This window comes from Shewanella psychropiezotolerans (genome assembly GCF_007197555.1).
Taxonomy (GTDB): Bacteria; Pseudomonadota; Gammaproteobacteria; order Enterobacterales; family Shewanellaceae; genus Shewanella; species Shewanella psychropiezotolerans.
On sequence record NZ_CP041614.1, the window covers coordinates 3,934,169 to 3,947,366 of the forward strand.

The 13,198-nt window shown below is 43.6% G+C and carries 12 protein-coding genes; 1 reads left to right on the plus strand and 11 read right to left on the minus strand.

The genetic code is table 11. From position 1 onward, the window contains the following. Nucleotides 1-111 precede the first annotated feature (111 nt). A complete protein-coding gene (locus FM037_RS17530; RefSeq protein ID WP_144047037.1) occupies nucleotides 112-525 on the plus strand; it encodes a helix-turn-helix domain-containing protein in 414 nt (137 codons plus the stop codon). Nucleotides 526-576: 51 nt separating this feature from the next. On the opposite strand, the gene FM037_RS17535 is transcribed toward FM037_RS17530, so the two are convergent. From FM037_RS17535 to FM037_RS17585, 11 genes are all read right to left on the minus strand, one after another. Further along, nucleotides 577-927: a hypothetical protein gene (locus tag FM037_RS17535; protein WP_144047038.1), complete on the minus strand. Its 351-nt coding sequence runs from the start codon at nucleotides 925-927 to the stop codon at nucleotides 577-579. A gap of 172 nt (nucleotides 928-1,099) precedes the next feature. Beyond that, complete coding sequence (locus FM037_RS17540) at nucleotides 1,100-1,948, minus strand: CsgG/HfaB family protein (protein ID WP_144047039.1); 849 nt, start codon at nucleotides 1,946-1,948, stop codon at nucleotides 1,100-1,102. A 2-nt stretch (nucleotides 1,949-1,950) separates the two neighbouring features. Continuing rightward, nucleotides 1,951-2,361 carry a curli assembly protein CsgF gene (locus FM037_RS17545; protein ID WP_144047040.1) on the minus strand — a complete coding sequence of 137 codons (411 nt, stop codon included), beginning with the start codon at nucleotides 2,359-2,361 and terminating at the stop codon, nucleotides 1,951-1,953. Nucleotides 2,362-2,374: 13 nt separating this feature from the next. Next, entirely contained in the window at nucleotides 2,375-2,851 is a 477-nt protein-coding gene (locus FM037_RS17550; protein ID WP_229380934.1) for a curli production assembly/transport protein CsgE, read from the minus strand. Further along, entirely contained in the window at nucleotides 2,848-3,480 is a 633-nt protein-coding gene (locus FM037_RS17555; RefSeq protein WP_144047041.1) for a LuxR C-terminal-related transcriptional regulator, read from the minus strand. Before FM037_RS17555 ends, FM037_RS17550 begins: the two co-directional genes overlap by 4 nt. Before the next feature lie 144 nt (nucleotides 3,481-3,624). Next, entirely contained in the window at nucleotides 3,625-5,628 is a 2,004-nt protein-coding gene (locus FM037_RS17560; protein WP_144047042.1) for a curlin, read from the minus strand. Nucleotides 5,629-5,646: 18 nt separating this feature from the next. Continuing rightward, entirely contained in the window at nucleotides 5,647-6,192 is a 546-nt protein-coding gene (locus FM037_RS17565) for a curlin (RefSeq protein WP_229380935.1), read from the minus strand. A 428-nt stretch (nucleotides 6,193-6,620) separates the two neighbouring features. Then, the gene (locus FM037_RS17570) at nucleotides 6,621-8,252 is read right to left on the minus strand and encodes a beta strand repeat-containing protein (protein ID WP_144047043.1); all 1,632 of its coding nucleotides are present in this window, start codon (nucleotides 8,250-8,252) and stop codon (nucleotides 6,621-6,623) included. A 19-nt stretch (nucleotides 8,253-8,271) separates the two neighbouring features. After that, a complete protein-coding gene (locus tag FM037_RS29615) occupies nucleotides 8,272-8,559 on the minus strand; it encodes a hypothetical protein (protein ID WP_144047044.1) in 288 nt (95 codons plus the stop codon). 420 nt (nucleotides 8,560-8,979) lie between these two features. After that, entirely contained in the window at nucleotides 8,980-10,704 is a 1,725-nt protein-coding gene (locus tag FM037_RS17580) for a beta strand repeat-containing protein (RefSeq protein WP_144047045.1), read from the minus strand. Between the two features lie 603 nt (nucleotides 10,705-11,307). After that, a complete protein-coding gene (locus FM037_RS17585; protein WP_229380936.1) occupies nucleotides 11,308-13,191 on the minus strand; it encodes a bifunctional protein-serine/threonine kinase/phosphatase in 1,884 nt (627 codons plus the stop codon). Between the last annotated feature and the right edge of the window lie 7 nt (nucleotides 13,192-13,198).

Consider the following 13,198-nt stretch of genomic DNA (forward strand, 5'->3'; position numbering starts at 1 on the left):
AATCATCCAAAAACACAAACCCACAACAAAATATACACTTGCGTACACAAGGGAGTTGACATAAGGAACTAAACCCTTTTTAATAATGGAAATTTTAAGGAAATATATTCAATGCTGACAAATAAAGAGACCGCTCTGCTCGACGCCGCTGGTGAGCTGATAAGAGAAAAAGGCATGATTGCCTTGAACATGTCCGATGTACATAAGAAAGCTGGCTACTCGAGAGCCGCTCAGTACCAATCTTTTAGTGATAAAAACTCATTGTTAGCGGCATTGTGTATGCGGGAGTTAGTTGAAAACACCACCGCCATCGAAGCGCAAAGATATAAAGAGCTATCCGGTGATTTCACTGTCGTCATTAGACCCGTAGTTTACGACTATTTGAAACTGTCAGATCGCCTGATGATAGATTCGGCCTTCTCTCAAATGTTAGCCAGTGTAGAGAGCTTACCCGATGTTGAAGAGTTTTCATTCCTGAAACAAGGATTCGCTTTCTTGCATGCTGAAAGATTGAAAGCTAAATAATCGGTCAAAAATGCGCCTGGTATCGAGTATCAGGCATTTACTTTAGCTTTATTAGGCTTTAATCAGGTAGACAACACCATCTTTTTCATAGACATTCTTAACTTCATTCCCTTCACCTAACACCACAACCTGTTGGCCTTTATCAGTTACAGCCCTACCTGCAGCGTCCAATACAATGGCAATACCCAATGCTGTCAGCATGGGAGAGCGAAAAGCATTGTAATGATGGTGATGCCTTGGAACGACCACAATAGGCGCTCTTGCAACACGTTTATGACCTAGTTTCTGACACTTAATACCACCAGCTCGCTCACAACCTAGAGTTGCAGCTTGCGCGGTTGTGGAGGCAAGTCCAAGAAAAGCGAATGCGATAACTGCAACTGATATATTAATCTTGAACATAATGACCTCATATTTGGATATGCGGTTCAGATTTTTCGGCACATCTGAACAGTAAACACAACAGAGTATACATGTGACTACTCAACATGTAAACACACTCACTTCCCTCGTTTCCCAAATAAAAAGGGAGTGATAATCGCTTATCACTCCCTAGTCTAAATATCTAGTTCATTTAGCCCTGCTTTATGCGATCACTCACTCTTGCTTCTGAATGAGCTTCTAGCCAATACTTTTGCAACACAGGATTCTTCAACCCTGACGCTATATCCGCTAAATTCCAGGCGCGTTTCCAGATCCCATCGGCGATCATATGCACCACGGCACTCTCAATTGCTTGTGCCACACAGAGGCTCACTGGCTCATTTGAGGTGTAACCAAGTTCAGATTCGAGTAGGTCTTGAGCATCGATAAACTTGAATACTCCAGCAGAAACCTCTTTAGACAGTATTGACTTAGTCGTCGTGACACTGCTGAGTAAGCGCCCGGTTCGGATATCAACGGCTCTTAAGTTAACCGTTACCGTATCGACCCTAAACTTAGTATTCACTCCTATACCCAGATACCTTGCTCCGGCACCACCTGTTTTAATATTGGTGTCATAGGCGACAATACCGCCTTCCATCAAAATTTGTGCTGAACTTAATTGAGGCAGTTTATTCACTTCGCCTTTAAGACCTGCTCTGACAATTTTTCTCTCTGTTAGCAGGTTCTGTAAGCCTTCACGCTCTACGGGGACAAACCAGCTTGAATCATTCAGCGCCTGGGCAAGGAATGCTGTGCCGCTCTGGGGGACCGCCGTCGAGAAGTTACTCGATGGTATGGCCTTATACTGCCCCGTTTGATCGCGAAAATCATAAACTGCGGCAACCATACTTCCCTGTGGATGAGGTAAACCTATCAGATCATAATAGGTATCGCTTTTTGGCATCAGGCTCGACGATGCTTCTATACCTTCGAATTCGGTCGTGCTCGAGCAAGCAGTCAAAAGCAACAAGACAGCACTGAGAATTAACGTCTTCATACTTAGCCCCCCGTGCCCGTATCGACTAATCCACCGACTTCAATCACTGTTGTTTCACCTGTAACTATATCTGTGATATGTACCAGTAATGTGCCGTCTTCATTGACAACATTAATCTCAAAATCCGTTGTTTTCAGATAACCTTCTCCACCATTAGCCGCATCGTTGAACAGCTGGCTCATCAAACGAGACTCTAACGAGCTGGCCATTCTTTCGAGTGCCGTTGGTGGTGTATAGCCAGAACTGGTCTTGTGATCATTCTGAGACGAGGCATTGGCTAAAAGGTATGAACCATTTAGATAACTGCCACCGAAGTTTGGGTTTACAGGCGTATAAATCAATTGAGTTGCGCTGACGGAAAACCCCATCAGGCAAAATCCTATGCCACTTCCCAGTAATCTGAACTTATTCATGTGCGGTCCCTGTCTAAAATTCATCTGGAGCAAGATCTGGGTCTAAGAATTGAGCCCAACTTGCTTGTTTCTTATTTTGCCTCAAAGTTTGATTAACCCTGGAAGCCGCTGCAGCAGCCTGATCATCGATATTACGACTCACAGGTGATACCACAGTGATATATATTGGTTTTCTATTGTGTAAAATGGTGACCTTACTGCCGCTGCGAGCCGTTGCTCGCTCGACAATACTCAAGCCTGAATGCGATGAAATCCCACCAATGTCTCTGTATGCCGAGACAAACTCGCGGTAAAAACGGTGGCCAACCCGAGTCATAGCCCTATTTAGGATCAAGCCATCAACAAGATCAGTCTCTCGCTTTGGCTTTGCATCACTGATATTTTGAGATTCAAGAGCTTGCTTCGATTTGACTTCTGCTTTATGTAATTCCTCCGCCGAAATAAAAAAGACCATACTAAACAAAAATAAAAAGCAAACGACTTGCTTCACAGATGAACCTCATGAAGGTGAGTCTGTGCCCACGCTATCGCTTGACCGCGACTAGAAACACCTATTTTTCTAAACGCGCGATAGAGGTGAGTTTTAATGGTGCTCTCACTCACAAACAACTGGCTAGCGATATCAACATTAGTGCTACCACTGAGCAATGCCTGGAGGACTTCTCTTTCTCGAATGGTAAGATTATCACTTCCTTCCAGGTTCGATTGGTCATCGCTACTGTTATGGATTAACTGAGCCGGGATAACAGACTTACCGCGCAAAATATTGGCTAAGCCTTGTCCAACGTCTTCTAATGAAGAATCACAATAGAAAATACCGGCTGTGACTGTTGGATGGATAAGAAAACGAGCATCGATCTGTCTGGGATAATGTAAGAATACGACTCTCGAGGCGTATTCTTTCTCGACGTGTCGCTGAATTTGATAAGCGTTTTGTACGTCAACCGTGGCTAAATCAATAACGATAAGTGACACACCTCCCTTCTTGATCTCGGGCTCAACTTTCTCTGGCGTCACTTTGACTAACTTAACCAAAAACTCTTGAGGCCAACGTGTATCCAGCAGATCGGCAAGTAATTGAGAACGAGAAACGACAATCCAATTTATGACTTTAAACATACAGCTGACTCCATGTCGTAATATTTACTGTGCTAGATGCCTTTAATGTAACAATTAAGCTACACTAGTGCAGCAAATGTATCCATCCATTTTATTTATGTATAACTCAAAAGGGTGCTAAACACCCTTTTGCCTTATACACTCTTACTCAGGCACACTAGCTTGCATGATAGTCACCTGGTTATTAGAGCCGAAACTCGTCACATTCGCTGTGTTGTATGCGTCATACTGACTCACGCTCACAACGTTTCCAGCTCCGCCTTCCACATAGATATCAGTAATGTGATGCTGACCATATTGAACCACATCGATATCATTACCTGCGCCAGTGAAAGACTCAACAGTCGCGCTGTTAAACTCGCCAGTCTGAGCGATATCAATTTGCGAACCGCTATCGGCAGCGTCTGCATAAGCTAAGTTTTCAGTACCCGTTTGAGTGATATGAATAATGTTGTCATTACCATAAGTACCCGCACCTAAGTCATCACCATACCAATTGCTCGCAGTCGCGCTGTTGGTTACACGGTTACCTGTACCTGACTGCACGATGACAATTTCACTCGCGTTACCACCTTGAGTTGCAGCACCTGCATAGTTGTCACTGCCCATTTGAGTCACACTGATGGTATTACCGAAACTAAAATCAGTTTGGTCGATAAGCACTGTGTTTGAATTACCAGTTTGAGATACAAGCGCTGTATCATTAGTACCGGCTTGATTGATAGTGGCCGTGTTACCCGAACCTTCAAGACTTCCACCTTGAGTTAAGGTTAACGAGTTACTCGCGCCGCTTTGGTCGATATTAGCAATGTTTGAGAAATCATTTTGAGTTACGTTAGCCGTCTGTTCATCACCAGTTTGAGTGATACTTGCATCGTTAAGTGAACCCGTTTGCAGCACACTTGCTGAACTTCCGAAGCTGTTCTGATCAACTGACACTAAGTTTTCTTCCCCAGTCTGATCGATATCGGCAGTATTCCCTTCGTCTAGCTGATCGACTAGCGCAATGTTACCCGCTGCAGTTTGATCTATATTGGCAATATTCAAATCACCAACTTGGTTAAGCACTGCACTGTTACCTGCAGCTGACTGAACGACATAAGCTTGGTTAGCTTCACCGTCAGAGTTAATGACAGCTTCGTTGCTTCTAGCCGATTGAAGTACATCGGCAATATTACCCAGACCACTTTGCTGAACATCGGCAGTATTGAAGCGAGCACTCTGCTTTACCCTGGCATTGTTATTGCTGCCATCTTGGTTAACGAAGGCTATATTTTTCTTTGCTGTTTGACGAATAAAGCCAGTGTTATCATTACCAAGCTGGTCAAGTGAGGCGGTATTTTTTGCCTTAGTTTGACGAATATGGCCATCATTTCGATCGCCAGTTTGAGTTAACGCTGCAGTGTTCTTTTTAGCAAACTGTTCAACTAAACCTATATTGTCATTGCCTGATTGAATCAGTTCTGCTCGTGTAGTATCTGTACTACCATCATGAGCGAAGTTACCCGTTTTCTGCAGGATATCACCATCATTGCCAGAACCCGTTTGAGTTAGTTCAGCGAATGCTGCATCAGAGCGGTCTTGTGAAACATACGCATTATTTCCTGCACCCGTATTTTGCTCAATCGTTGCAGTAGCATTATCAGACCAATGATTGTCAATTTCAGCGGTATCACCATTTCCATTTTGAATAACTGAAGACACTGCCGCATCTGCGTTATTTTGAGTAATCGTTGCTGTATTTTCGTTGCCATTTTGAGCAACCGATGCAAGTGCTGACTGCTCATTATTTAACTTCTGAACGATTGATGCAGTGTTTTCATTACCGATTGAATCGACAGTGGCTAACGCAGATGACGTTGCATCTTTTTGATCTATTGTTGCTGTATTACCGTTACCTTGCTGATTAATGCGGGCTTCAGTCTCAACTGTTCTCGCTTGAGTTGCTGTCGCAGTATTATTCGAACCTTCCTGGTTAACTAATACTTTGTTGTATGAGCTAGCATCAGTTTGAGTCACTGTCGCCGTGTTCTGTACACCGCCGACTTGAGAGACTTCCGCTACATTATGAGTGCTATCCGCGGCATAAACGCTTGTTGATGCTAAGAGTGCTGCTGATACTACAAGTGCGATTTTGGTCTGCTTCATTTGTGTTTTTCCCTTTCCCTAGTTAGACGCATGGCCTTGAGTGATGACGGCTGTTTGTGAACTGCCCCACTGAGCCACACTGACTACATGCCCGGAACCATTTTGCTGGATCCAGACTGAGTTTTCGTATCCTGTTTGATGTATATAAGCCTGATTACCATAGCCATTTTGAGTCACATCTATCTCAAGAGCCGTACCGAGCTGATTGGCTATAACCAAATTGCCATAACCCGTTTGTTGTATGCTCGCTTCGATATCTGAGCCAGATTGCAAGAGTAGAATTTCATTACTGACTCCTTGTTGGCTGGCGATAAGTGAAGTGTTGTAACCAGTCTGTGCCAGATATAGCTCATTGCTCATACCCTGCTGGCTTATATTCGCAGAATGGCTATCGCCTATCTGGTTGACTAAAGCTTGATTCCCTGCACCAGAGAGTTCATCGAAACTACTGATATCTTCATCTGCGTGGGCCATAGGAGATAAAAACAAACCGGTGATCACCAGGAGTTTCCCCCAGTGATTCAACAAACTCTTTTCCATTTTATCCATGTTTGTAAGCAACATCTTGCATCCTGCATTAACCAGTCAAAATATTGACGTTAGTATGTCGCTAACAGGGGGGAACATCATCATCCAAAAGTATGAAGCCAGATAGCTCAAACATCGTATTTTCACAAGCTAACTAGTCCCTTATTACTACAACTTAAGTACTATCAAACAAAGGATTTCTGCAAGCTACCGGGCCACCTAAAATGTAATGACTTGTAAAACAAACTGTTACACGCTTGCCCGCAGATTTACACGAGTTGTAAACAGGTGCGCGCACTTATGAACTAAGAGTAATTCCATTTGGCATATTTTGAAAACTTCAGCTAGGACAATAAAAACTCTAGAATTAGAAACAGAACGGGGGTAACTTGTGATCATCTTGCACAAATAAAAAAGGGGCGTTTCCGCCCCCTCAATCTAATCAATCAAAAATAGTTAACTATTTAAATTGAACCTTGAGTGACAACGACTGTGTTACCAGCACCTGTACTGGAAACATTTGCGGTGTTACTCGTATCATATTGATGAACTGTCACACTGTTACCCAGTCCATAACCAACAAATACATTGGCTTCATGGTTCGAGCCATACTGGTCAATGTCTATGATATTTTGGTCGCCGAAGGCAACAGCGCTGATAAAGTTATCTTGGCCATCCTGAAGCAGATCGACATTAGAACCGCTATAACCTGAAATAGACTCAACGGTATTATCTGTACCATGTTGGTTGACTGTTAGCGTGTTACTGTCTCCTATGGTTCCTGAATACCCTATAGAACCTGTCAGAGATTGACCTTCACCAGTTTGAGTCACATTTACCGTATTATCTCCACCAAAAGCGGTAACAACACCAGCATAATGAGCATCACCAGTTTGATTAACCGTGATTTCACTGTCATGGCTACCTAAGCCTTGGTAAATAGTTGTATTGTTACTTGTGCCGTTTTGAGTGACTGACGATGTGTCGCTATCACCGTATTGCTCAACCCTAGAATAGTTACCAAATGCTGGGTCGGTAGCCGTTTGAGTCACAGTGGCAGTGTTACCGTTATTGCTTTGATCAATATCAGCGTTATTGCCCCCGCCATACTGGTAAACGTTAGCAGTTTGAGATGTGCCCAACTGATCAACGCTTGCTAGGTTATCAGCGGAAGATTGCATCACTAATACATCACTATCCTTACTAAATTGATTCACTACTGCTGTATTGCCAGTATCAGACTGAGTGACATAAGTCGTGTTTCTATCACCTGTTTGAGTGACCGTAGCATCGTTATTTTCAGCATTCTGTGCAATCGTAGCTGAATTACCATTGCCGCTTTGAGTCACAGTTGCGCCATTGTGCTTAGCGTTCTGCTCAATATCACCTAAGTTACCATTACCCGTTTGAGTAATGGTCGCTGTTGTATCATCGGTTTCAGACCAGTCATCAGCTGTGGTCGTCTGATAAATGATTCCAGAGTTACCACTGCCGGTTTGAGTTACGTCTGCAGAGGCATAATCTGAGTCAGTTTGACCAATATAACCATAGTTACCGCCACCGATGTTCTGGGTGATGGTAGCCACCGCTCTATCTGTTTGTTGGTTATTGATTATTGCAGTATCGCCGCTTCCATTTTGATCTATGCTAGAAAGCGATGCATCGGCACTGTTTTGTGTAACTTGCGCCGTATTACCGTTACCATTTTGAGTGATCAAGGCATGAGCACTCTCTTCTGTACCATTTTCTTGAAGGATTGTGGCTAAGTTTCCGTCACCAATGGTATTAATCGTCGACAATGAAGTATCTGCGGTGTCTTTCTGAGTGATATAAGCTTGGTTACCTGAGCCATCCTGGTCGATGTCTGCGCTAGTATCTTGAGTATTAGACTGTGTTGCTGTAGCAAGGTTACCTGAGCCAAGCTGATCAATAGTCACATCATTAAATGAACTATCTATTGCTTGTGTCACTGTTGCTGAATTTCCAGCCCCATCTTGGTTAACTGTTGCTAGATTATTCGTACTATCTTCAGCTAAAGCGCCTGTCGACACAATTAAAGCTGCCGATACTAATAGTGCAATTTTAGATTGTTTCATTTCCCTGTTTCCTCTTCCTTTAGTCCGATGCTTGACCCTGAGTCACCACCGCGGTTTGCGAACTTCCCCATTGAGCAACACTTATCCTGTGTCCTGTGCCGTGTTGCTGAATTAAAATTGAATGCTCATAGCCCGTCTGGATGCTATACACGGAGTTATCTTGGCTGGATAGCTCATCTAAGGAGCTCAGATCTGAGTTGGCGAAGACATAAGAAGAAAAAGTGCAGGACACTAACAGGTAACTAAAGAGTGTAAACACTTTAGTTTTAAGAATAAGCCGTTTATTACGCTGTCCTTGCGAATCCATGTCGATAAACCAGTGTCAGATTATTGACGTTGATTATGTAGGCATAAAATACTAGCGACATCCATCTAAAGTATTAACGATCAGGTCATAAAGTTGTATATGCAGCAGGTAAGCAATACCTTTCTACTACAACCTGGACAGTGTGTCCTTAGTCCACACAAAGCCTATGTAGATCCTTTTACCTTCATAAAAGGATTAAATATGCCGTTAGTTCTGAACTGCAAATATAATCTCCATAAAGCAGCATAATAACGGAGCCTTCATCTGATCCTTCAAAGTCCAAAACACCAGTCGTAAAACAGCAAGACTTATTGAACCTAGCCAACAGACAAGTATTCAAATTCTGTGATTCACCCAGCAATCTTAAATAACTAAAAAAAGGGGCCTAAGCCCCTTGAAAAGTCACTACAAACTTAATAATTACATAGTACCCTGAGTGACCATAACAACGTTATTAGAACCGGAACTTGTCACGTTGGCTGTATTGTAGGAATCTGTTTGAGTCACACTAACAGAGTTCATTGAACCACCTACAACATAGACATCAGCAAGATGATAATCGCCAGTTTGGCTGACAGACAGGTCATTTTCGCTACCGAACCATGACTCAACCGTCGCATCGTTAAACTCGCCTGATTGAGCTATATCAACAGATGAATTATCATGAGAAGCATCAGCATAAGCAGTGTTATCATTACCTGATTGGCTAATTACTAGCATGTTATTAGCACCGTAAGTACCCGCGCCTATATCTGAACCATAATAATTATTAGCATTGTCATTATTCCTAACACTGTTGTTAGTACCAGTCTGAGTGATAGTGATGGAACTGCCACCACCTAATTCAGTAGCGGCACCAGCGTAGTTCGAAGCACCAGATTGAGTCACTGAAATATTATTATCATAGCTGTTAGCACTTTGAGCGATCACCACTTGGTTTGAATTACCAGTTTGGCTCAATGTAGCTGTATCGTTATCACCATCTTGATTAACAGTAGCCGTATTACCAGTACCAAAATCACTTCCACCTTGAGTAAGTGTTAGACCATTACCTAGACCAGACTGAGTTACTGCAGCTGTATTTGAAAAATCATTCTGTGTGATTATGGCCGACTGATCCGCACCCGTTTGAGTCACAGTTGCGCCGTTACTTTCTCCAGTTTGAGTAACCTGAGCCAAACTACCAGAACTTGTTTGCGCGATAGTCGCACCATTGCTTGGTCCACTCTGATCGACATTTGCAGTGTTGCCGTTACCTACTTGATCAACATCTGCAGTATTACCCATAGCGGTTTGAGCTACAGTCGCAGTATTAGAGTCACCATCTTGAACTACGTCAGCAGCATTTGATTCAGCGCTCTGAGTGACACTAGCAGTGTTTAAATCGCCTTCTTGTAAAACAACAGCACTGTTATGCATGGCTGTTTGAGAAATAAAACCAGTATTTGTCGCCCCAGATTGAGTCAATGAAGCATTGGTATCGTCTGTGCCATTCTGCCAGCGATTGCCAGTGTTCTGAAGAATATCACCATCATTTCCTGAACCCGTTTGAGTTAAGTCGGCTGTACTGTGATCAGATACAGACTGATCTACATATGCATTATTTCCTGTACCTGTATTTTGGGTTACCGTCGCTGTTGCATAGTCTGACCAGTAATTATTAATCTCAGCAGTATCACCATTACCATTTTGAGTAATTGTCGAAACAGCTCCATCACCATCGTTTTGAGTGATTGTTGCAGTGTTCTCATTACCATTTTGTGCGATTGCCGCGTTAGCAGATACAGCATTGTTCAGCTTCTGTGTGATGTACGCTTTGTTGTCATTACCAACAGTATCAACAGTCGCAACAGCTGTTTCAGTCGCATCCATCTGATCTACAGTAGCCAGGTTATCATTACCTGTCTGGTTAATAGTCGCAGTTGTTTGCGCAGTTCGCGCTTGAGTCGCATGGGCAGTGTTACCGTTACCAGTTTGACCGATAGTAACTTGGTTATTTACGCTCTCATCGGTTTGAGTCACGGTAGCAGTATTACTGCTACCGTCTTGGTCCACTGTAGCTCTGTTTTGAGTACTCGCAGCATTGGCACCAAATGATGCAAATAGTGCAGCCGAAACTAATAGCGCAATTTTAGAATGTTTCATTTCCCTGTTTTCCCTTTTCTATAGCTTAGTTAAAGGCTGACAAAGCGTTATCACCAATTAGCGAACTCACAAGGTCATACCGAATTGTGAATTTAGAGCCTAAATGCCTCTAAACATGTCCTACTGAAATCAATCATTAGCTCGATAATGAAATAGGAAGCCTAATTCCATTAGGCAGTAAAACGGACTGCATTAAATTGTTATCGAGTTTAACTGGTGAGTATTATGCGGAGTAATTTGAATCACAACATCCATCACGAGTATTAACGATTCTTAACCAAAGGGATCGAAATTAGAGGGGGATATAGACTTTATAACTACGCCAGATACAACTTTAGATGTAAAGTCGTAATGGATCAGCTGTCGATTTTGATATTGTTGGGGAGCGAGTTTAAAAACAGCCAACGCACTTTAAGCGACTGTTTTATTTAAATTACATCTTATTCAACCAACTAAGTTTAGCTCGGTACAACCTCTGGATTTTAGGCATTTCGGCATATTCCAAGGCCAATTTAATCGAGTTTCTTGCTGAATTACGTCTTCCCAGGGCATATTGTGCCCTAGCGAGATCAAAATATGCCTTGTGATAATAGGGGGTGTTTTTTAACTTAGCAGTAAGAGTAATGTACTCAAGCCAAGCAATACCGAGACACCTTGCCAGAACCTCACGGGATCCCTCTCTAAAAATGAGCGTCCCACTTCCGGTTTATCCCAATTCACCAATGGTTGATTGAGTTCATATAACAGCTCACTGGTATCAACCTGGCGACTCACGGGGTCGAAGCTTAAGGCTTTCTTCAGTGGTGGGTCCATCCATAAGGGAATGAGTGGATTGAGTTCATAACTCGGGATGTAAACCAGCTTAAGATAATCTTGTTTGGTGCGACATTGTGCCAATTTTCCTTTAAAAGGCAACTGGCCGGTGAGCATCTCGAAGGTGATCACTGCCATGGAAAACAGGTCGGCTTTGTTGGTAACCCGGTACCCTAATACACTCTCGGGGGCGGAATAGTCTGCGGTGCCTAAGATACTATCTCGTTGAAGAGGGGTGGCAATTTCGGCTATTCCCTTGATATGGCAGGAGCCAAAATCGATAAGCTTAATCTGGCCTTCATAGGTCAGTAAAATATTATCGGGTTTAAGATCTTGGTGTATGGTTTCCTTACGATGAAACGCCCTCACCCCGGATTCTATCTGTTTCAACAGCAGCAAAACTTCCTGCACCGAAGCCTTAGGATTACGAGTGATCCAGGTACTCAATGACATGCCGTTGAGATGCTCAGTGACATAGTAAAGCGCACTTTTCACCCGATCTCTGTCTAATAACTTCACCACGTTCGGGCTGTTTATCCTGTGGCCTATCCAACTCTCGAGCATGAAACGTTCGATATAAGCCGCGTCATCGAGATAATTAACCGAGGGCGTCTTGATGCAACGCTTGTTGCCATCTGCATCGGATGCCAGATATACCTGACTGCGCTGACTCTGGTGTAAAATTTCTTCTATCAGGTAACCGTCTAGCTTCATCCCCTCAGACAATGGAGGCGGAAAAGGTAACTTAGATAGCCTCTGATAGAGATCGTCGATATTTAACTTAGGTAATGTACCTATGGATAACAGCTGACAGCTGACATTGTCCAGACTACCCGCATCGATTGCCTGAGAGCACAATAACCTGCAAAACTCATCGTGATCGATTGCGGCGTCTGACTCTTGTTTAAGGCTTACTTTAGACTCAGGTTTAGATTTTAGTTTAGACATAAACTCAGACAATTTAACTGCCAAGTCTTGATCACTGATAACGTCATGAATGCCGTCTGTGGTCAGCAGGTAGAGATCGCCCTGCGCTAACTCGAGCTTGCGGTAATCCACGTCCAGTTTCACATCTAACCCTAATGCCCTCGCTAGGTAGCGCTTATTTTTTCCAAGCACAGTCACATGGTCTCGGCTCAAACGCTCAAGCTTGCCAGCTCTGAACCGATAGGCTCTGGAGTCGCCAACATGGAGCAGATAAGCACTGCAAGATTTAAAAATAAGGGCGGTAAAGGTACATACATAACCCCGCTGCGCCTCTCGATAGTCCTGACCCAAACCATAGAGCCAACGATTCAGTGCGGTGAGTACCTGAGAGCTGGATTTCTCGACGCTCCAGGTATCCGGCGTCGAATAGTAATCGGAGATAAAATTACTGATGCTTATGCCGCTGGCTTTCTCTGCCGCTTCTGCGGCGCTCACCCCATCACAAATGACCGACACAGCGCCCTTAGTTGTCAGCATCAAGCCATCGGGTATACGTATGCCGATGGCATCTTCATTGGTGGATTTGGCCCCTTGAGCAGAGCACTGACCCGCCCCGATTTCAAGCTCCCCACTCAAAGGCAGCTCTCCATTGAGAGACGGTTCTTCTGGTACACTCGGCTCAGCTTTAGATGTTAAATCATCTTCCACCAGACTCTTACTCAATGACGCTACGCCCGATGCTGACATACCATTT